We start from the raw sequence: 19,002 nt of genomic DNA, 5'->3' as shown, positions 1-19,002 counted from the left end.
CAGCAGTTCTCCTACTGGATGACCACCATGCTCCACACCCCCGCCGGCGCGGACGACTTCTCCCGCGCCCGCCAGCTCGGCGAGCTCAACTCTGTGGTCTCCTCCACCCACGGCATGGCCTACCTCGCCGAGGCCTACACCGGCTGGCCCGGCGGCCGGTAGGCGGGGAAACAAAATCGATGCCCTGTCCTCGTCTATGCAGGGCTTTCCACCTGATTCGACCTCAAACGGAAGTGTGTTCCTGTGCAATACATCAGGCTTCGTGACCTCACCGTCTCCGCGCTAGGGCTCGGCTGCATGGGTATGTCCCATATCTATACGGGCCATAAGCAGGCTGACAAAGAGTCTATCCGTACTATTCATCGTGCCCTGGAACTGGGTGTGACCCACTTTGACAGTGCTGAGCTCTACGGGCCTTTCAAGAATGAAGTACTTCTGGGGACGGCTTTGAAGGGCCGTCGTGACCAGGTCGTTGTTACTTCGAAGTTCGGTCTGGTCTCGCATGTGGGGAATGCCGGGCCTTTGGATAGTTCGGCAGCAAACATCCGGGCGGCGGTGGAGGGCTCCCTCACCCGCCTTGATACCGACTACATTGACCTCTATTACCAGCACCGGGTCGACAAGTCCGTGCCTATCGAAGACGTCATCGGTACGCTGAAAGAACTCGTTACCGAGGGCAAGATCCGTCATATTGGCCTCTCTGAAGCGGGCCCGGACACTATCCGCCGGGCGAACGCGGTTCACCCGATCACTGCTCTTCAGTCTGAATACTCACTATGGACCCGTGACGGTGACGACGGAACCCTGGACCTGCTGAAAGAGCTCGGCATCGGTTTTGTGCCGTACTCACCGCTTGGCCGTGGCCTCCTCACCGGAAAAATCAGGTCCCTTGACCAGCTGGATAAGGATGACTGGCGCCTGGGCAACCCCCGTTTCATGGACGGTGCACTGGAGAAGAACCTCCTTGTGCTGGAAGAGGTGGAAGCTGTTGCTAAAGAAGCAGGAGCCACTCTTTCGCAGGTCGCGTTGGCTTGGCTGCTTAGTAAAGGTGATGACTGGTCGCCGATTCCTGGCACCATCCGCATCTCCCACCTCGAAGAGGATCTGCTCGCTGTGGACGTGAAACTCACCCCAGAACACATCGCGGCCCTCGATAACGTTACGCAGCCCGTGGGTGAGCACCATACTGCCGCCCAGATGAAACTTTTTGACCGGGAGAATACGATCAAAGACCAACGCGGGGATTAGGCTCATGACCGCGAATCCCAAGATCACTATCATCGGTCAAAATGAGACTGGGTCCAAGGTTGCCGATGTGCTCACGAGGGCCGGTGCCAGTGTCATCAGGTTTGATCCCGCTTCGAAGTCTCCTGCGGGAAGCCTTGAGGACGCTGTGGTTGGTGCTGACGTGGTCCTCGCCGTGGGTTCTTCCTCGGGGCAGCCAAGAATCGCGGAACGTGTTGTTCCCCTGCTCGGGGAGGATGTGCTTTATGCAGATTTGAAGACGGGCACACCGGCAACGAAAAGGCAGCTCGCGGCACTCTTCCCGGATGGTTCCTTCGTGGATGTGACCATCGTCCAGCAGGACCCCGTCCCGGTCGAGGGGCTGGTTATGGAGGTCGCCGGTACCGGAGCCCGACGGCTGATAGAGCTGCTCAAACCCTGCGGGCTGACCCTCCGGTATGTTTCAGAAGTTCCGGGCGAAGCAACGGCGCGCCATCTCATCCGCAGTCTGCTGACCAAGGGGATTGCCGGGGCTGTCATCGACTGTCTTTGGGCGGCCGAAAGCATAGGCATGCAGAGTTGGGCCTACCAGGAAATTCTGGAGAAGTTCGAAGCCAGCTCAGCGGAAACGGCCCAGCAGTACATGTCTGGTACTGCTCAGCACATCAAGCGTCGGCAAATTGAAATCATGGATGTGGTGGCGATGCTCAACGAGACCGGGTATGAGAGCACCATGCTTCCCGGGATCGAGTTCAACTACGGGCGCATCCTGCACGGAAAGAAGATTCCGTACAGTAAGCGCCCGTAGTCCGGCCTTCTAGTACTCGAGTTGCTGTTGCAGGGCGTCGAGCACCACATAGCAGGGAAGAACCTGGGCCACGCTGGAGTTGGGCTCACGCTTTTCCTTGATGGCGTCAACGAACTCGCGATCCTGCAGTTCGATGCCGTTCATCGATGCCGCCACCTTGGAGACGTCGATGGGGTTTTCCTTGCCGTCGACGAGGTCGTCGTACCGGGCGATGTACGTGTCGGTGTCGCCGATGTAGCGGAAGAAGGTCCCGATGGGGCCGTCGTTGTTGAAGGAGAGTGAGAGCGTGCAAATCTTGCCGTTCTCGCTCTGAAGCTGGATGGACATGTCCATGGCTATGCCAAGTTCGGGGTGCTTGGGTCCCTGGACGGCGTTGGCCTTCACAATCTTTTCGCCGGTCTGGTACTGGAACAGGTCGACCGTGTGGGCGGCATGGTGCCACAGCAGGTGATCGGTCCAGGAGCGGGGCTGGCCGAGGGCGTTGGTGTTAGTCCGGCGGAAAAAGTAGGTCTGCACATCCATCTGCTGGATGGAGAACTCACCCGCGCTGATCCTGTTGTGCACGTACTGGTGCGACGGGTTGAAACGCCGGGTGTGGCCGGCCATCGCAATGAGGCCCGTTTCCTTCTGGGCGTCCACGATCTCCCGTACGCTCGCCAGTGAGTCTGCCATGGGGATTTCCACCATGACATTTTTGCCGGCGCGCAGGGCTTCCAGGGTCTGGGCGCGATGCATCTGGGTTGGGGTAGCGAGGATGACCCCGTCAAGGTCATCCTGCTCCAGTAGTTCGGAGTAGCTGGTGAAGGCGGCTTTCGCTCCGTACTTGACGGCGACCTCCTTCGCGATGTCCATCTTGCTGTGGGCAACGTACTGAATTTTGGCGTCAGAGATATGGCTGATGGCGTCGAGGTGCTTGTGGCCGAAGGCGCCCAAGCCTACGACAGCGATATTTACGGTCATGCTTCTTCCTTCGGAGTGAGGATCAGGTGTCCAACAGAGGTGTTGGAAGCAGGTACGTGGTTGAACCGGTAGACCTCGTCGACTTTGTCGCCGAGGGCTCCGCGCATGATGAGCCACATGATGAGCTCAACGCCTTCAGAGCCGGCCTCCCTCATGTATTCGAGGTGGGGCTTGTATTGAAGTACTTCGGGCTCGTTGATGAGGTCGTCCATAAACTTCTGGTCCCAGGGCAAATTGATAAGACCTGCGCGAGCACCCTGGATCTGGTGGCTCATGCCTCCGGTTCCCCAGATCTGAACATTGAGGTCTTCGTCGAACTCCGCCACCGCCCTTCTGATGGCCTTGCCGATCGAAAGGCAACGTTCGCCGGAGGGCTGGGGGTACATCACGACATTTACGGCCAGAGGAATAACTTTGGCCGGCCATTTGTCCGGGGTGCCGAACATGAGCGACATGGGCACCGTCAACCCGTGGTCCACCTCGAGGACGTTCAACACAGTCAGGTCGAAGTCATCAAGGATGAGGGAAGCAGCCAAGTGGGTTGCCAGCTCCGGGGCGCCTTCTACCGGGGGGACCGGCCGCGGCCCGTATCCTTCATCGCAGATCTCGAAGGACTCGGCCACTCCCACGGCGAACGTGGGCATGATTTCCATACCGAAGTAGGAGGCGTGGTCGTTGTAGACGATGATCGCCACGTCCGGATTGTTGGTTTTGATCCAGTTCTTTGAGAACTCATAGCCCTCGAACATGGGCCTCCAGTAGTCCTCTTCGGTGCGGCCCATATCGATAGCTGCCCCTACTGCGGGCACGTGGCTGGTCGCGATTCCGGCGGTGATTTTTGCCATTACGCTTCGCCTCTTTCTTTCTTGGAGCGCCAGCCATCAATGTGCCGGCCACCGCTTTTCATCATCGCCTGGTACTGCTCGACATTCATGTCGGTCATGGTGCTCACCGCCTGGACGTACGACAGTCCTTCTGCCGCGAAGATTTTGGACAGGAAGTAGACGTTGCCGCCGTTGTCGAGCATCTTCTGGAAGTCACGGGTGAGGACAGCCTCTTTTTGCTCCTCCGTCATCTCCCACTCATCCAGATAGGAGCGCTCATCGGCGAGGAACCTCTTGCGGTTCTCCTCCTGACGAAGGCTCATGCAAAATTCGTTGAAGTGGAAACCTTCACGGGCTTTTTCAATGGTGAAGATGGTCGTGCCGGGAAGGTCCTTGAACTGCTCAAAATCGGGCTTCATCATCAGCTCCAATACATGTTGTTGGGGTTGGCTACGAGCAATTTCTCCTGCAAGGCCGGGCTCATTGCTATCGACGGGACATAGTCCACGAGGATTCCGTCGTCGGGCATCTCTTGTTTCATGTTCGGATGCGGCCAGTCGGTCCCCCACAGAACCCGGTCGGGGAACTCCTCCACCACGGCCCTGGCAAAGGGCACCACATCGGCGTAGGCCGGGGCGCCGCTGACCGTGATGCGGTCCGGGCAGCTGACTTTCGAGTACACGTTGGGGTTCTCCTGCATGAAGCGCAGGAACTCCGCAAACTCCGGTCCGTCCACAGGTTTGGTGACGTCGGGCCGGCCCATGTGGTCAATGACAATAGGAATGTTCAGGGACGTGAAGAAGTCCCACTTCTCCCGCAGATCGGCGGGTTCGAAGTAGAGAACAACATGCCATCCCAGGGGACGGATTTTCTCGATGATTTCGCGGTAGTACTCGTCCGGTTTCGGATCAACCAGACGCTTGACGTAATTGAACCGGACCCCCCGCACGCCGAGTTCATGCATCCGGGCCAGCTCCGTGGGCGTTACATGGGGCTTGACGGTGACCACGCCGCGGGCTTTGTCGTTCGAGTGCTCCAGGACGTCCAGGAGAGCCGAGTTGTCCGAACCGTGGCAGGTGGCCTGAACAACCACGTTCTTTTCAAAGCCGAGAAAGTCCCGCAGCGCGAACAGCTGATTCCTGCTGGCATCACAAGGCGTGTACTTGCGTTCGGGGGCAAAAGGGAAGAGGCTGCCGGGGCCAAAAACATGGCAGTGCGCGTCGACGGCCCCGGCTGGAACCCGGAACGTGGGCTTACTCGGGTTGGGGTGCCAGTCGAGCCAGTCTGCGTCTTTCGCAAAGGTGAGGATGTTCATCAGACCAAGGCCTCCAGTTTTTGTTTGAGCCGGGGAAAGACCGCCTGGGCGTTGGTAGCGAAGATTCGTTCGCGCTCCTGGTCGGAGATGTCAGCGGCGTCGATGTAGCGCCTCGTGTCGTCAAAGTACTCGCCGGTCTGAGGATCGATGCCGCGGACGGCGCCGATCATTTCAGAACCAAACAGGATGTTTTTGTTGTCAATGACGTCAAGGAGCAGGTCGATTCCCGGCTGGTGGTAAACGCAGGTATCAAAGAAGACGTTGTTCATCAGATGCGTACCCAGGTCGGGTTGCTTGAGCATGTCCGCGAGGCCGCGATACCGACCCCAGTGGTAGGGAACAGCGCCACCGCCGTGGGGGATGATGAACCGCAAGGTCGGGAAGTCAGCGAACAGGTTTCCCTGCAGAAGCTGCATAAATGCGGTGGTGTCCGCGTTCATGTAGTGCGCGCCAGTCGCATGGAAGTTGGGGTTGCACGACGCCGAGACGTGAATCATAGCGGGAACGTCGAGCTCCACCATTTTCTCGTAAAGGGGGTACCAGTACTTGTCGGTCAGGGGCAGCGAGTCCCACTGCCCGCCGCTGGGGTCGGGATTAAGGTTGCAGCCGATGAAGCCAAGTTCAGTGACGCATCGTTCGAGTTCCTTGATCGATTCTGTCAGGTCAGCCMCGGGGGACTGCGGGAGCTGGCCGACCCCCACGAACGTTCCAGGAAAGAGATCTACGACGCGTCTGATCAGGTTGTTGCACGCGATGGTCCATTCCAGGCTGATGCGTTGGTCACCTTCATGGTGACCCATGGCGGATGCCCGTGGAGAAAAGATCGTGAGGTCGATACCGCGATCCTTGATGAGGCGCAGCTGGTTCGATTCAATGGACCGACGAATGATTTCGTTGGAGATCTTGGGGTAGGCGGGGCTGGGCTGACCGACCCTAAATGCCGCCAGCTGGTCAATCCGCCACTGATTGTGGAGCTCGGGAGCGGTTGTGTAGTGGCCATGGCAATCGAGGATCATGAGTTCTCCCAAGATGATTGAGGGACGAAAATTGAGCCCGACATCAGCATTCGAGCGGTGCGAAGCAAGGCGGACTTGGTCACGACGGGCTCGCCCGATGACGTGTCAACGTCCATTTGGACTGTGAAAAAGCCGGAGGGATGCTCGACTTCAACCTCGACGCCAGAACCGGAGTTGCTGTCGTGTGCAACCGGGTCACCGGTCCGGGCGGCGACGCTGCCTTCGAGCATGCAGGCGGTGGCGACCGAAACGGCACCCAGCACACCAATGGATTCATGCACCCGGTGGGGGATGAACGTGCGGGTGCTGACGAAACCGCCTCTCTTGGCGGGAGCCAGCAGGCTCATCTTGGGAACGGTCTTGCTGGTGACATCGCCTAGATTCATCAAGCGCCCCACGTCCAGCCGAATCTCCTCCAGCCGGGCCCTAAGCACCGGATTCGCTTCGAGTTCGGCCGGTGTTTCATAGCCCGTGATGCCAAAATCGGAGGCCTTGAGGCAAACCACCGGCATGCCGTTGTCGATGCAGGTCACCTCTACGCCTTTGACCACGTCCACCACGTTGCCGGTGGGCAGAAGCGACCCACAGCTTGAGCCGGCGACATCTTCAAAGTTGATGGTGATCGGTGCATGCGTTCCGGGAACGCCGTCAATGCGGGCGGAACCAGCGTAGTTCACCACTCCGTCCGGGGTCTCCACGAAGGCGGCGGCTTTCGAATCGGTGTTCACCATGTAGATGGAGACCGCCGTGATGCCATCAGCGGCAGGAAGAAGACCCTTTTCAAGGGCGAACGGACCGACGCCGGCCAGGATGTTGCCGCAGTTCTGTTGGTCGCTGACCTCGGCGCGCTCCGGCCAGACCTGCAAAAACAGATAGTCCACGTCGATTCCCGGGCGGTTTGACCGGCTTATGACGGCCACTTTGGAGGTGAGCGGGTGACCGCCGCCCATACCGTCGATTTCGCGTTTATCCGGCGAGCCCATTGCTGCCAGCAGGAAAGCGTCACGTGTACCGCGGTCATCAGGCAGATCCTCGGCCAGGAAATAGAGCCCTTTTGAGGTTCCACCACGCATCACCGCGCAGGGCACAGCCACCTGCGTATTGGTCATTTCGCGTAGTCCTCGTAGACCAGACCCTTGGTGGCGAGCTTGTCGCGCATGTTGTAAATGTCCAGGCCCAGCTCACCTGATCGAAGACGTGCACGCTTGGCGGCCTCGTTCGCTTCACGCTCACGGCCCTTAGCCAGGACGGTTGCCGCCTCCTCGCGTCGAACAACGCAGACACCATCGATGTCGGCCACGATTACGTCACCGGGGCGAATAAGCTGGTTGGCGATCACGATGGGAACCTGTACATTGCCGACGGTCTCTTTCACCGTTCCCTGAGCACCGATCGCCTTGGACCACACCGGGAAGCTCATTTCCGTCAGCGTGTCCACATCGCGAACACCGGCATCAATGACAAGGCCACGCACATCGTGCGCCAAGAGGCTTTCGGCGAGCAGGTCGCCCAAATATCCATCGTCACATGGGCTGGTGGGCGTCACGACTAGAATGTCTCCCGCCTGGGCCTGCTCAACAGCAACATGGATGGACCAGTTGTCCCCGGGAGCCACCTCACAGGTGAGCGCGTTCCCTGCGATCCTTGCCGGGAAGATGGGCCGAAGGCGGATATCGAGCAGGCCAGTCCGGCCTTGGGATTCATGAACTGTGGCGACACCCAGCTCAGCAAGCCCATCAACGACGTCAAGGGCGGTGCGGGGGGGTACCTCGAACTACTCGTGCCATGATTCTCCTTTGAATACCGTGCAATGCCTTTTGGTACAGAGAACGTCATGTCACAGGCCCTTCCAATAAACATTCCGCTGAACGGAAGCAATCGCTAACGCGAATTTCATGAACGGATCCCTCATGGGGGCGAGCATCCCAATGGCGTACAGGCTGGATCTTGATCCTGCGGACCCGCGCAGCACGTCCGGCGGCCCGATTCGGGCTGTCAGCGAAGAGTGGGGCGCAACGATGGTGGCACTGAGCGCTGCTGACCTTCGCGAGCCCGACCTGACGGGGAGCCTTGACCTATCGAAATGCAGGATCAGACACAGCAATCGTGTCGTCGCAACATACCTGGCAGCCAGATACGAACGAGATTTCCCGAACGAGCTCAAGACGCTCCTGCTCATGGTTGAAGGCGATTTGAACACCCTCCGCGAGTTCCTGCCGCTCACGGCCACCGGGCATGAACAGGCCACATTCCGAGCGCGAACCGTGACGGTGTACCACTCACTCTCGGCCCTGCGGCAGGTGGAGCAGCCTTTCCCCGTGCTAGATACGGCTGGGATGCGTGGACTAAGGACTCTACTGTCTGATCCGCCGACCATGCGGCTGATGTGCCGGGAAGCGGGGTTGGTGCGAAACAGGTGCGTCCACTACGAGATGAACGACCCCGCCATTTAACTTGATCCTAGCCTTCCCATGAGTGGCGTAGTTGAAGCCGTCTACCCCGGCAACACCTGGGAGCGGTTCGACGAGGATGTCTCAAACGTCATGGAACGATTCGCAGACCACCTCGCCACGTGGAAACCCTGATCTCTGGAGCGAGGTGCCGGGGCTGGTGATAGAGCACGAGATGCAGTAATCATCATTCAACACGAAATGACGTCCGTTGCCGGCTGCATGGACGGACTTACGGACACCGCAGGAATCACATCCCAGCTTGATGAGCCGCCGTCCTTCAGCCCCTTTTCAACAGGGAGAACATCAAAACGACTAGTGCAACTTCCGCTGTGAAATGCATCGCTGTTGCAGACCTCCACAACCAACGTTGCTCGAGTATCGCGTTCAGGGGCCTCCAGTTCGTACGAATTGGCGCAGATCCGGCAGACTTGTCGCAAAGTGGCCGACCCACGGCGATTGACGCCGTCGGATGCGAACGCCACGAGTAGGTCAGGGGAGACATGGACGTCCGGACGAATAGCGAGTACTTAGACTTCCTGGCGGAGCGCCTCGAGGAGTTTTCGAGGGCGTTCGAAGAATTCATGACGCACCATGTCGAGAACTCCGGGTTCGGGGCTATGGCCTTGGGGGTGGCTCCTGCTGTCCTGCGGAAGGATGGCGCTGACAAGGCGCGTGTCCGAGTTCTCACTGATGAGCTGAACCGCCTCGCCGGAGCGCTCATGGATCTCAGCGGCGTCACGGACGTCCGACTCGCAGTCCAGGGATTCGGGGCGCTGGACCCCTTCGTGAACTGGCAGCGGATGCTTGAGCCGAAGCCGCTGCTCGACGCCCCTGTCGTCCGAGGCTGCTGTCTCCAGGCGGCAGGCCGACTGGAGGGTCTCAAGGCGAAGGCCAAGGCGCTAACGTCGCCGACGATAGAACCCTCGCTCCTGCATCCTCTGGTGTGGGCCGCGGCCCAGCGTCTCTGGAACGATGGCCATCTCCGTCAAGCAGTTGCGGCCTCCGCGGAAGCCGTCAGCGGCCAAATGAAGCAGCTCACCAGCCGGAACAACGCGAGCGACACTTCTCTGTGGCAGCAGGCGTTCGCTACCTCTGACCCTCAGGAGGGTAAGCCCAGGCTGCGCTGGCCAGGCGACTCGGACGACCAGGACGTCAAAACGATGCAGTCCGGCCTTCTGAGCTTCGCCCCCGGAGTCAACATGGTGATCCGGAACCCAGCGACGCACGTCGCAGAGGACTTTACCGAACAAGACGGCCTCGAACAGCTAGCGACGCTGAGCGTTCTTGCCAAGTTCGTGGACCGGTGTGTCGTTGTGTCCGTCGAAGGCGTGACCACACCTGAGGCCGAGCCGGTGTGGCCAGAGCCTGCAGGCGAACCCAGCCAGGTTTTGACCAGGGAAAACGGCTAGATCGGTATGGTTGCAAAAGAAGGCCTGTCTGTCTCCGCGCGATTGATGCTGAAGAAGACGAAACGGCGCTACATGGAGTCACGGGACTTCAACGGGCTGCATATCAGCACCACCCGGAATTCACGCGACGAGATCGAGGCAGCGGTCGAGCTGGCAAACGCCGACCTGATCGAAGTAGTTGGCCCGAGTGACTACATGAACATTCACATCCGCCCTTGGCCTTCGCGCAGGACCGTCGCCGAGCAGATCGAAGAACTTCGAGCACTCTCCGATGACGATTACGGTGTCTGCCTCTACCCAAAGGCGAAGGCACTGAGGAGGATGAAGTTGCCCGAGAAGTTCGACGACGCCCCCTTTGCCAGGGCAATGGCGCGCGGCCGGTCCACGCTGGAACTCGCGTTCTTCAGCTCGGACGTTCTCGAGGGCTACCGCAACGACGCCCGCTACAGGTTCGGAATGAGCGACTTCGGCATCAACTTCGGGCTGTCCGACGAGGCGTACGACGACAAAGACCAGCCAAAGAAGGACAGAGTCGGGCTTATGCACCTCGGCTTCGCCTACGACATGCGCCATTACGACCCGGAGCTCCCGGAATCGCCGATCGTCCGACGCGTCGCGGCCTTTTACGGTGATTTGGACGACCTGACCCCTGAGCACCAGCAGCGTTGGGCGAGTTTTCAGGTTGACGCGGAAGGGATCGTCCCTCACCCCGTCTGGTACGCCTCGCAAATGGGCCGCTGGCCGGATGGCATGGGACCCTTCACCCGGCTCGCGCAGGAGCTCAAAGCCATCAGCGACCTGTTCGAGAACATATGGGGTGCGCGACTCTTCCGGTCGCACGAACTGCCCGACGACTTTGGGTGGATCCTCCGGGCGGACCAGCGGGAATGGGACCACTTCATTCACTCGTTCGACAAGCTCCTGTCGGACAACATCGACGGCGCTGCACTCGACAAGGCCACGGTTCCACGGATAAACGAGCGAAACGACCGTCTAGGCACCCTTGGCCGGCTTGAGCTTTTCATGACGATGAACCATGTGAAGGCAGATCGTGCTAAGTGGGCGTTGAAACCCTTGCGCCAAGTCCGCGCGGCGCGGCAGAAGCCCGCCCACGCCCTGCGCACCAACTTGACGGACCGCACCTTCATCCGCAAACAACGGGACCTGCTCCACGACGTCGATGAAGTCCTGATCAACATTCGCCAGTGGCTATCGAGCCACCCGCAGAACCGAGGTTGGGAAGAGCCATGGCCCGACGCCAAGGACTATCCGCTCTGAACAAGAGCCGCGTGCACTCTAGCCGCTCTGGGAGTCGAAGACATGATCGACGACTTAGTAAACCATCTGGTGCGTCCGCTAAGAATTTATCGTTCTGTGCGGCATCTCAAACCCGTCGATCGTTCCACACCGAACTGGTGCCCGCACGTCGTCGAACAGGCCCGGATCCGCGCGGGCTGTAGCACCCAGGCATCCGAAAACAGGGAAGGCTTATCCCAGGTTCCTGATCCGCAAATTCTGCAATTGGATCACTTCTACTTTACAAAACGTCCATTTTGAGCCTCGTCGGAGGCGCGGTGGCAGCCAAGAAGCAATCGCGCGGAAGTAAGTCCAAAGAACCTACCTCGGCATCTGATCCGCGGCCCGCTGGTAATCCATCGGGTCAAGGAGGAGAGTTCCCCGCCGTGAACGACGCACTCCGCGCGGCTCAGAAACCCCATCGCCTGGTGCCTGCATAGTGCGTCGATGCCATCCGCGGAGCCCACCACTAGTAGTCCTACGGGCTGACCTCGGCGCACGAGGTGCTGAAAGGCGGCCACCAGCACTGGTACTCCTCCGGGAAGCGGCGCGGCGACGCCACGGAGGATGAGGAAACCGGTTTCCTGTAGCGTGAGGGGTGTGCCGCCGACCTGATCTGCGGTGAGTTCGTACAAGGGCCAGCCGGCGGCATCAACGGCCTGACGAGCCATCTCCATGACCTCGTCGCTGGCAGTCGCGTTCCCGCACTGTGCCAGAGTTAGCAGCGCGGGCGCCCCCGGGCCATCGGCTAGAGACTCAGTGAGCTCCTCGCCCCACTCCGCTAAGTTCATGCTCATCACCCTAATCGATTCGACCCGAGCGGCAGCGAGCACAATTTTTCCTCGCTGTACGAAGTAGCCGCACACCAGGCCCCCAGCCCGAGAAACGCTGAGCAGAGAAGGTGTAGCAGGCGCATGTGAACCTCGCCAAAGCCACCCTTCAGGGGGCTGACGAGGTCGGAGGATCGGCGCTTTTCACCCCTTTAGGTTTGGGTTAGGGTCGCGTATCGAGGCACCCTTCGTGGACGAGGAGGAAATGGCAATGGCTCCACCTGCAGGACCCTCTGACGAGAAAGACGACGGGCAACTTGTGCCTGATTATTAGGCGGAGACCATCGCCGCCCTGTTCCGCGCCTTGGAGAGCGTCGAGGCGGACGTTTCACCCCAGCTTGTCCGGTCGGTGCAGGCGACGATCAACGCGGTCAAGCGTGTCGGACGTGAGTTCGGGTTTCTGACGGCGAGTGAAGTCCGGGACGTCCTCGGCCCCGGGAATGAGGCGGACGCGCTTGATTTCTCGTTGCGGTACCGAGGCCAGGAGTTGTACCCCGGATTCGTTGTTGAGCCGTCATCCGGCGGTGCCGGGTCGATGAGGGTTCGCCCGCTCATGCAGGATTTGAAGACGATCGCGGACGAGTACAGCTGGGACGGTGCTGACGTTGTCCTGTGGATGACATCTCCGACGACATGGTTCGCGGACGGGGGCCGCCCCGTCGACCATCTTGACCAACCAGCCCGTGTCCTTGCGGCCTTCGAAGACGAAGCCGGAGCCCAGTGGTGAACGCAGCGCACAGGCCGGAAACACCCGGGAACTGCAACCCGAAGGCGGATATGCACCTGCACTTCTACTCCGAATCCCTCGACATGAATTTTCCGGTCTTCCGGCTCGACTGGTCCGAGTGGTACGCGGCTTTGTCGGCCGCCTCCCCGCATCTGGAACGCGAGGACCTGCTGGCTACCCTGCTCAAGGAGGCTTCATATGGAGACCCAGTGCCCGGACGACCCCTCGTACGACATGCCCTGGTACGAAAGAGAGAACTACATCGCCCAGGCGGTCATCACCGCCGGCTGGGCAGCTCCGAACCGCCAGCCGGCACCCGGACCCGACCCGGGGAACGAGCCGGCAGGGGAGCAACTTTATTTCCGTTCCCGGTCCGGGGACGTGGAGTACCCAGTGAGCGAGCTCGCCTGGAGCGGCTGGTACACGACAGTAACAAGCGCGAACCCGCAATTGGACGACCTGCATCTGCTCGGAGAGCTCATCCATGCCGCCTCCTATGTCACACAGAAGGCAGGCATTCCCGAACCTGAACAGCACCGTACCTCGCTCACTCGATCGTTACCGCCGGATGGGTGCCGAGGGCCTTCAGGAAGGAGCTGACGCAAACGGGTCGCCGTTACATGGTCTCCAGATCCCGGGCACGGATCCAGATGCCTAGGCGGGAGAACTCAACTGGGGTGCCGGACTTAATTCTGGCCAGCCACCGCTCTGTGGCGTTCGGCAGGGTCGTGACAGCCCACTCTTCCGCCAGGGGATTCGGTTGTGTCCAGGGAGGTTTGGGGATTCCGAGCCGTTCGCATTCGCGGCCGATGACCGCGGCCAGCAGCGTGTCCCACCGTAGGGATCCGGTGGAGCCCGGAGGTATCAGGAAATCCGCATGATTCGACGGTGATGTCTGACGGAAGTCAGTGATGGCGGTGACCAGGACCCGGAAGGCGAAATCAAGGTCTCCGCGCTCCAACTCACACCGGATGATCGCGGTGGCTCTTCTCGAGCTCAGACGGTGTTCGTCCTTCATAGCCGTGAGCACACGATAGCCAAGGCAGACCGGACTCCGCATTTGCGGTTGCAGCGGTTACCGCCGCGGGCTGCCGGGTTAGGTGCCGACTTTGCGTCAGCATCCTGAGGCGCCGAAGCTTGGAACGGCCGATCTTAACCTTTTAAGGAGTGTTCAGAGTCACGAACCGCTCTGGAGTTCAGTATGCGGCGAATCAGACACGAGGGTGCCGCCAGGGGGACCCGTGCGGGAGTGTCGGGGCCGCCAGCAGTTAGCGACTGGAGCTGAGCGTTCACCGGCGATGACGGTGGGAAATCCGCTGGCCCCGGAGATGCGGATTGCGGCAGTCGGAGAAATACGGCTGCCAGGGTGCCTGTCGGGTGTTCAACCGCATCGGCCACAGGTGCGGCGCATTAGGGCGTCGGCGAAGGTTGGCTTTGCGGGTTGCGTATCAATTGGGCGTTTTGGTGCAGCCCATCGGCGTCCTTATGGCGGTTGAGTGTTTGTGGTCTCGGTTCCCGATGTCGGAGGTTGTGCGTGGATAGGCCCCAGGTCATCTGTCGTACCGCCGGCGAGGTTGTTCACGTAGCGTTCATAATCTGCGTCGACGGTGGCCCGGATGCGAAGGACGTCGTCCCTGGTCAGGAATGGCTTTTTCTCCATTGCGCCTTCCCCGCTTTAGGCGAATCCGCCTTGTTCGAGCGCGCCCAAGGTGTCCAGGAGGGGGCCGGCGCCATCGAGGGCGAGAACGTCAACGGGCCGTGCCCCTCCAAGGAATGGCTCGGACCGCTGAAGCCAAAGTAGTGCAGCCTCCGGAGTCATCTGGCTGAGCATACGGTTCACCAGCGGCCGGTCATCGCGGCCGAGGGCCGTCTTGACGATGACTTTGACTTCTTCCATGGCGGTCATAGCGGCCAGCCTAGACCGTGATTGCCGCTTCAATAAGTGGCTCTGCCAGGGTGACTTACGCCAGGTCCTTGCCCACGTCTCTTGGCGTTCTCCGACTTCGTGAATGTCCGGAGAAGCGGAGGGTCCTCCAACGAAGGGGAACCGAGAAATCGGCGGTGATACCACTGCTGCGGATTCGGCCGCCCGTCGCGCGTTTCGCCACCCCTCCTGCAGAAAGCTGCCATGACAAACCCGTTGTGGTGTCGGCGCCGGACTCCGATCGGCATGGCGGAGAAGGCCGGCGACGCCTAGTATGTGTTGCAGAGGGGCCGACCGGCGCTAACCAATCGACCCCTCGGATGTGGCAGCGTCGTCAACGCCAGTAGCGCTCAACAGCAGCGAGCACTAAGGGCGTCAGGGCCGAGATAAGCAACGCAGTGGTTCCAATCCAGCGGCGGCCTTTCTCGGCCCTTCCCACAACTATCGAATTCGCCGCCGCGTTGAGGTTGGCATCAACTGCCCGGGCAGAAAGTCGCGGCGGTGGGGGTGCGAAATCAGCAAGGACTCACCGCTCTGAACTTGCCGCCGCCGGTTCAAAGGCCGGACGGGCAGGTTTGGGTTCGATGTACATACAGCGGGCTGTCCTTGATCCCATATCTGTCTGAATCGTTCCCGTACTCCAAGCCTTGCCGCCTCGCGACGTCGGGATGCCGTCCTGGGTCAATTGGCCGGCGATGGCGGCAATGGTCATGCCGTCTTGGCGCATTTTCACGATGCGCTGGATTATCTGGACATCCAGCGCGCGCGGGCGACCAACATGTTTCGTTTTTGCTACTTCGTCAAGCACTTTTCTCATCCTTTGGCTGGTCTCGCTGGGCTTTTCAGCCTTAGCTGTGACGTCCGATTGAAGCAGTCCTTGGGAATGTCCGGCCGCCAGTACCTGTGTGAGAAGGTCGTGGTGCTCAACCGCAAATTTCAGCTGGCCAACGGACATCTCGAGTTTGGAACGAACATCCTGTGGCAACGTGACCATGCCTGATTCAACGTCTGACAAAAGGGTCCTCAATATGGAGATAGGGTCCTTCTCACGCCGTTGGCCGTGGCCGCTAGTTCGGGAGCGTCGCTCCGGAGGGTTTGCATTTGGCAACTTTGGTTCTCTCTGTCGTGGGCGTATCGGATCAAGAAAATCCGCGAAAACACGGGATATTTGGGCAGTTACCGACGATAAGAGAGATTATCGTCGGTAACGCGAAAACGGTGCGATAGGTCGAATTTACATATGCCGAAGAGCCCCTTTAGTACATGTCCGGGGAGCCCAGCTCTCGTACGTAGTCGTTGCTCCGTCGCGGTCTCCCCCATGCTCGGATGAAAGAGTGCGTCATCCATAAGTGGGCGAATGGCATCGTTTATAACGGGCTAGGGGAGTGCTCCAAACCTGCGCGCTTGTCTCGCGAGTTGACGCTGCGCAAGAAACGATGCGCCAGCAACGGCAGCGTCGGGGCCGAAGCCGAGACAATCAGCGCAAGTGCCGGATGGGTCGATGACGGAGGCTGGGCGGGATCGCTCGCAAACGGCGCAGAGGTTTTCTTTTGGGTTTCTAGTTTTAACTCCCACTGTGGCACCCCTTTTGGGACCCCCCAAAGGCGACTTTTGGGACCCGCCAGTTTGGGACCCCCCAATTTGAGACCTCTCAATTGGGGACCCCTCAAGCTGGGGGGCCTCAGATCGGGACTCCTCAGCGTGGGGAGGCGAGGTTTTTTGACTCATGGTTAGCCGGTATACCTTTGGTCGATTTCCAGCACGGAATTTGAGCGCAGCTTCCTGGTTTCCGTACTCCATGAGGCCGATAGCGGCGAGGTGCTTGATATGGCGTCGCACCGAAGTTTCCCCGAAGCCCGTGTCCATCACCAGAGTTGCAATGCTCGGGTAGATGTTGTTGCCGTCCTTGTCGGCGTAGTTAGCCAAGGCTGTGAGCATCCAGCGATGGCTGGGGTCTAGCTCAAAACGCTTTCCCATGTCCCGGGCCCAGGCTTGGGCCTCCCAGCTCATTTCTGGGCCATCCCGAGGAAGAAATTGCCGTGCACGGCAGGCAATGTTTGGTGACTGTTCGCCTTCGGATCGAACGCGATTGACAACGATTTCTTACTCGACTCGAGAACGGCAATGCTAGGCTCAGGCATGAGGTCCCTTGGATCTTGATCGGCTATTGGGCGCTTCCGGCGGATTGTTTGGCGACGACTCCGGGGGCGCCCTTTCTTTGCCTGCAGGCTGCAGGCTGCAGGACTGGGCTGGCGGCTAGGCACTTGGGAGAGCTTGGCCGGTCTGCGAGCGAGTCTGTTCGTCGAGCCAGGCTTCCACGTCGCTGGCTCGGTACCGAACTCCGCCGCCAATCTTCACGAACTTGGGGCCGATGCCCTTGTAGCGCCACTGCGCTAGGGCGGGTGCAGTCTTGTGAAGTTTTGTTCCGAGCTCTGCTGCGGTAAGCAGTTCTGATTCCATGGCCCGACTTTCTCTTATTCAGCGGTTTTCACGTCGTATTAGGGACGATAGTTTCTTATCGCGCGTGTTGTCAAAATGGCGTGTATCGTTTCTTATATGGCGGAATATAAACAGCGTGTTCGAGGGCACGACATGGGCCCAACCGGTGAAGCCGTAGCTCGGAATCTCAAGCGTTTACGCGGCAGTCTGACGCTTCGGGAACTTCAGCGGAAGCTCAGAGATGTTGGGCATGAAATCTCCGCGAGCGGCCTTCAAAAAATCGAAGCTGGTGCGAGGCGCGTCGATGTAGACGACCTAATGGCTCTGGCAATTGCCTTAGGTGTCAATCCAAACGCGGTCCTATTGCCTTGGTCTTCGGATGAACCACTCGAAGTAACCGGCGCCAAGGTCGGAGACCTGGTTTTGATGTGGGACTGGGCCGAAGGCGAATCCCCGATCGAGGGCAACCGTCAAGGCCTCGACCCGAACTACGACCGCAAAATCCGCCCCGCGGGTGTTGGGTCGCGGGTGCCCTCGAGCGACGCACCAATCAGCGACGAATTCAACTTGCGTTTGGCTGCGATCGGGGAAGACATAAAGGCCCTTATGGAGCAGGTAGGTATTGAAGGACGCTCCGCCGATGGCAACGATTGAGCCCTATCACACCACGGCGGGCCGGCGCTATCAGGTCCGGTATCGCAAGCCGGACCGGACCCAGACGAAGAAGCGGGGATTCCGTACCAAGCGAGACGCGGAGTTGTTCCTGGCGAGCGTGGAGGTCTCCAAGGCCCGCGGGGAGTTCATCGATGCTATGGCAGCCAAGGCACTCATTGGGCCGCTGGGAGCCGCGTGGCTGGCCCGTCAGACCCATCTGAAGCCATCCGCGTACCGGCCGCTAGAATCCGCTTGGAGAATCCACGTCCTGCCCGCATGGGGGAGTGTCGCCGTGGCCGATGTCCGGAAGACCGCTGTTCAGCAGTGGGTGTCCGAAATGACGCTCGGGGATCCGGGCGCGACGCCGGCGCGGAAGCCCAAAGGGGCCACTCTGGTAATCCGGGCCTACGGCGTGCTGGCATCTATCCTGGATGATGCCGTGAGCGATCGACGGACTCTCAGCAACCCCGCCCGGGGCGTGTCCCTACCCCGCAAGGTGAAAAAGCCTCACGTCTACCTCACCCATGAGCAGGTGCATGCACTGGCTGCTGCGAGCAAGTATCCGGGTTTGGTCCTCGTGCTCGCGTACTGCGGCATCCGGTGGGGTGAGGCAACGGCTCTGAGGGTCAAGCACCTGGATATGCTGCGCCGCCGGCTGATGATCGAGGAAAACGCCGTTCAGGTTGGCTCCGTGATCGAATTGGGCACCCCGAAAAACCACAAGAAGCGTACTGTGCCCTTCCCGCGATTCCTGGGGGAGCACCTGGCACGGCAATGTGAAGGCAAGGCGCGCGACGATCTGGTGTTCCCCGGCGAGAACGGGCACCACTTACGGCTGGCCAGAGTGCATGAGGACAACATGAGCTGGTTTGGCAGCGCAGTAAAGCGGACAGGTATTCCCCGAATCACACCTCACGACCTCCGGCACTCGGCCGCGAGCTTCGCCGTGTCGGCCGGCGCGAACGTGAAAGTGGTCCAAAAAATGCTCGGCCACAGCTCGGCAGCCATGACGCTGGACACGTACGCGGATCTGTTTGACGGGGATCTGGACTCAGTTTCGGACGCTCTAGATCACGCCGTCTCTCTGGCGAATGTGCCCAAAATGTGCCCACCCGCCTAATTC

General features: G+C 60.0%; 20 protein-coding genes and 2 pseudogenes. 10 read left to right on the top strand and 12 right to left on the bottom strand.

Annotation, left to right across the window (positions count from 1 at the left end; all coding sequences use genetic code 11):
- The 3 genes and pseudogenes from AC1DXI_RS18845 to AC1DXI_RS18835 all read left to right on the top strand — a co-directional run.
- A pseudogene (locus AC1DXI_RS18845) lies at positions 1 to 162 on the top strand (4-hydroxybenzoate 3-monooxygenase); the annotation flags it as partial.
- 81 nt (positions 163 to 243) lie between these two features.
- Entirely contained in the window at positions 244 to 1,248 is a 1,005-nt protein-coding gene (locus AC1DXI_RS18840; protein ID WP_476939873.1) for an aldo/keto reductase, read from the top strand.
- A 4-nt stretch (positions 1,249 to 1,252) separates the two neighbouring features.
- A complete protein-coding gene (locus AC1DXI_RS18835; protein WP_230120160.1) occupies positions 1,253 to 2,032 on the top strand; it encodes a hypothetical protein in 780 nt (259 codons plus the stop codon).
- A 9-nt stretch (positions 2,033 to 2,041) separates the two neighbouring features.
- On the opposite strand, the gene AC1DXI_RS18830 is transcribed toward AC1DXI_RS18835, so the two are convergent.
- From AC1DXI_RS18830 to AC1DXI_RS18800, 7 genes and pseudogenes are all read right to left on the bottom strand, one after another.
- Positions 2,042 to 2,992: a Gfo/Idh/MocA family oxidoreductase gene (locus AC1DXI_RS18830; protein WP_476939872.1), complete on the bottom strand. Its 951-nt coding sequence runs from the start codon at positions 2,990 to 2,992 to the stop codon at positions 2,042 to 2,044.
- Positions 2,989 to 3,837: a class III extradiol dioxygenase subunit beta gene (locus AC1DXI_RS18825; RefSeq protein ID WP_230120162.1), complete on the bottom strand. Its 849-nt coding sequence runs from the start codon at positions 3,835 to 3,837 to the stop codon at positions 2,989 to 2,991. Before AC1DXI_RS18825 ends, AC1DXI_RS18830 begins: the two co-directional genes overlap by 4 nt.
- The gene (gene ligA, locus AC1DXI_RS18820) at positions 3,837 to 4,238 is read right to left on the bottom strand and encodes a protocatechuate 4,5-dioxygenase subunit alpha (protein WP_230120163.1); all 402 of its coding nucleotides are present in this window, start codon (positions 4,236 to 4,238) and stop codon (positions 3,837 to 3,839) included. The genes AC1DXI_RS18825 and ligA overlap by 1 nt, the downstream gene beginning before the upstream one ends.
- Positions 4,238 to 5,131, bottom strand: coding sequence for an amidohydrolase family protein (locus AC1DXI_RS18815; RefSeq protein ID WP_230120164.1), 894 nt, complete (start codon positions 5,129 to 5,131; stop codon positions 4,238 to 4,240). The genes ligA and AC1DXI_RS18815 overlap by 1 nt, the downstream gene beginning before the upstream one ends.
- A complete protein-coding gene (locus AC1DXI_RS18810; protein WP_476939871.1) occupies positions 5,131 to 6,147 on the bottom strand; it encodes an amidohydrolase family protein in 1,017 nt (338 codons plus the stop codon). Before AC1DXI_RS18810 ends, AC1DXI_RS18815 begins: the two co-directional genes overlap by 1 nt.
- On the bottom strand, positions 6,144 to 7,256 hold the full coding sequence (locus AC1DXI_RS18805) for a 4-oxalomesaconate tautomerase (protein ID WP_476939870.1): 1,113 nt from the start codon (positions 7,254 to 7,256) through the stop codon (positions 6,144 to 6,146). Before AC1DXI_RS18805 ends, AC1DXI_RS18810 begins: the two co-directional genes overlap by 4 nt.
- Positions 7,253 to 7,894, bottom strand: a pseudogene (locus tag AC1DXI_RS18800) (4-carboxy-4-hydroxy-2-oxoadipate aldolase/oxaloacetate decarboxylase); the annotation flags it as partial. The pseudogene AC1DXI_RS18800 and the gene AC1DXI_RS18805, both read right to left, overlap by 4 nt.
- A 148-nt stretch (positions 7,895 to 8,042) precedes the next feature.
- Between AC1DXI_RS18800 and AC1DXI_RS18795 the strand changes: the two are divergent.
- The 5 genes from AC1DXI_RS18795 to AC1DXI_RS18775 all read left to right on the top strand — a co-directional run bounded on the left by AC1DXI_RS18795 (position 8,043) and on the right by AC1DXI_RS18775 (position 12,862).
- On the top strand, positions 8,043 to 8,600 hold the full coding sequence (locus AC1DXI_RS18795) for a hypothetical protein (protein WP_230120168.1): 558 nt from the start codon (positions 8,043 to 8,045) through the stop codon (positions 8,598 to 8,600).
- Between the two features lie 500 nt (positions 8,601 to 9,100).
- Entirely contained in the window at positions 9,101 to 10,009 is a 909-nt protein-coding gene (locus tag AC1DXI_RS18790; RefSeq protein ID WP_476939869.1) for a TIGR02391 family protein, read from the top strand.
- A gap of 6 nt (positions 10,010 to 10,015) precedes the next feature.
- The gene (locus AC1DXI_RS18785) at positions 10,016 to 11,287 is read left to right on the top strand and encodes a hypothetical protein (protein WP_476939868.1); all 1,272 of its coding nucleotides are present in this window, start codon (positions 10,016 to 10,018) and stop codon (positions 11,285 to 11,287) included.
- A gap of 42 nt (positions 11,288 to 11,329) precedes the next feature.
- Positions 11,330 to 11,566, top strand: a complete 237-nt coding sequence (locus AC1DXI_RS18780; protein ID WP_476939867.1) for a hypothetical protein — start codon at positions 11,330 to 11,332, stop codon at positions 11,564 to 11,566.
- Positions 11,567 to 12,439: 873 nt separating this feature from the next.
- Positions 12,440 to 12,862, top strand: a complete 423-nt coding sequence (locus AC1DXI_RS18775; RefSeq protein ID WP_476939866.1) for a hypothetical protein — start codon at positions 12,440 to 12,442, stop codon at positions 12,860 to 12,862.
- A gap of 616 nt (positions 12,863 to 13,478) precedes the next feature.
- On the opposite strand, the gene AC1DXI_RS18770 is transcribed toward AC1DXI_RS18775, so the two are convergent.
- The 5 genes from AC1DXI_RS18770 to AC1DXI_RS18750 all read right to left on the bottom strand — a co-directional run bounded on the left by AC1DXI_RS18770 (position 13,479) and on the right by AC1DXI_RS18750 (position 17,246).
- On the bottom strand, positions 13,479 to 13,880 hold the full coding sequence (locus tag AC1DXI_RS18770; protein ID WP_230120173.1) for a hypothetical protein: 402 nt from the start codon (positions 13,878 to 13,880) through the stop codon (positions 13,479 to 13,481).
- A 657-nt stretch (positions 13,881 to 14,537) separates the two neighbouring features.
- Positions 14,538 to 14,768, bottom strand: a complete 231-nt coding sequence (locus AC1DXI_RS18765; protein WP_476939865.1) for a hypothetical protein — start codon at positions 14,766 to 14,768, stop codon at positions 14,538 to 14,540.
- A 544-nt stretch (positions 14,769 to 15,312) separates the two neighbouring features.
- Positions 15,313 to 15,801 (bottom strand): recombinase family protein, encoded by a 489-nt coding sequence (locus AC1DXI_RS18760; protein WP_476939864.1) that lies wholly within the window; start codon positions 15,799 to 15,801, stop codon positions 15,313 to 15,315.
- 362 nt (positions 15,802 to 16,163) lie between these two features.
- Positions 16,164 to 16,724 (bottom strand): helix-turn-helix domain-containing protein, encoded by a 561-nt coding sequence (locus tag AC1DXI_RS18755; RefSeq protein ID WP_476939874.1) that lies wholly within the window; start codon positions 16,722 to 16,724, stop codon positions 16,164 to 16,166.
- Positions 16,725 to 17,042: 318 nt separating this feature from the next.
- Positions 17,043 to 17,246, bottom strand: a complete 204-nt coding sequence (locus AC1DXI_RS18750) for a helix-turn-helix transcriptional regulator (RefSeq protein ID WP_230120176.1) — start codon at positions 17,244 to 17,246, stop codon at positions 17,043 to 17,045.
- Between the two features lie 96 nt (positions 17,247 to 17,342).
- Here AC1DXI_RS18750 and AC1DXI_RS18745 point away from each other — a divergent pair, with 96 nt between their 5' ends.
- Together AC1DXI_RS18745 and AC1DXI_RS18740 are read left to right on the top strand one after the other, a co-directional pair.
- A complete protein-coding gene (locus AC1DXI_RS18745) occupies positions 17,343 to 17,879 on the top strand; it encodes a helix-turn-helix domain-containing protein (protein WP_230120177.1) in 537 nt (178 codons plus the stop codon).
- Positions 17,866 to 18,999, top strand: a complete 1,134-nt coding sequence (locus AC1DXI_RS18740) for a tyrosine-type recombinase/integrase (protein WP_230120178.1) — start codon at positions 17,866 to 17,868, stop codon at positions 18,997 to 18,999. Before AC1DXI_RS18745 ends, AC1DXI_RS18740 begins: the two co-directional genes overlap by 14 nt.
- Positions 19,000 to 19,002 lie beyond the last annotated feature (3 nt).

The organism is Arthrobacter sp. P1_H7, from assembly GCF_056405215.1.
This window is presented reverse-complemented; position numbering and strand designations above follow the sequence as displayed.

Coding starts and splice junctions, on each gene's coding strand:
- AC1DXI_RS18835 (WP_230120160.1), top strand. CDS start 1,253: ATGACCGCGAATCCCAAGATCACTATCATCGGTCAAAATGAGACTGGG.
- AC1DXI_RS18830 (WP_476939872.1), bottom strand. CDS start 2,992: ATGACCGTAAATATCGCTGTCGTAGGCTTGGGCGCCTTCGGCCACAAG.
- AC1DXI_RS18825 (WP_230120162.1), bottom strand. CDS start 3,837: ATGGCAAAAATCACCGCCGGAATCGCGACCAGCCACGTGCCCGCAGTA.
- ligA (WP_230120163.1), bottom strand. CDS start 4,238: ATGATGAAGCCCGATTTTGAGCAGTTCAAGGACCTTCCCGGCACGACC.
- AC1DXI_RS18815 (WP_230120164.1), bottom strand. CDS start 5,131: ATGAACATCCTCACCTTTGCGAAAGACGCAGACTGGCTCGACTGGCAC.
- AC1DXI_RS18805 (WP_476939870.1), bottom strand. CDS start 7,256: ATGACCAATACGCAGGTGGCTGTGCCCTGCGCGGTGATGCGTGGTGGA.
- AC1DXI_RS18795 (WP_230120168.1), top strand. CDS start 8,043: ATGAACGGATCCCTCATGGGGGCGAGCATCCCAATGGCGTACAGGCTG.
- AC1DXI_RS18790 (WP_476939869.1), top strand. CDS start 9,101: ATGGACGTCCGGACGAATAGCGAGTACTTAGACTTCCTGGCGGAGCGC.
- AC1DXI_RS18785 (WP_476939868.1), top strand. CDS start 10,016: ATGGTTGCAAAAGAAGGCCTGTCTGTCTCCGCGCGATTGATGCTGAAG.
- AC1DXI_RS18780 (WP_476939867.1), top strand. CDS start 11,330: ATGATCGACGACTTAGTAAACCATCTGGTGCGTCCGCTAAGAATTTAT.
- AC1DXI_RS18770 (WP_230120173.1), bottom strand. CDS start 13,880: ATGAAGGACGAACACCGTCTGAGCTCGAGAAGAGCCACCGCGATCATC.
- AC1DXI_RS18765 (WP_476939865.1), bottom strand. CDS start 14,768: ATGACCGCCATGGAAGAAGTCAAAGTCATCGTCAAGACGGCCCTCGGC.
- AC1DXI_RS18755 (WP_476939874.1), bottom strand. CDS start 16,724: ATGCTCACAGCCTTGGCTAACTACGCCGACAAGGACGGCAACAACATC.
- AC1DXI_RS18750 (WP_230120176.1), bottom strand. CDS start 17,246: ATGGAATCAGAACTGCTTACCGCAGCAGAGCTCGGAACAAAACTTCAC.
- AC1DXI_RS18745 (WP_230120177.1), top strand. CDS start 17,343: ATGGCGGAATATAAACAGCGTGTTCGAGGGCACGACATGGGCCCAACC.
- AC1DXI_RS18740 (WP_230120178.1), top strand. CDS start 17,866: ATGGCAACGATTGAGCCCTATCACACCACGGCGGGCCGGCGCTATCAG.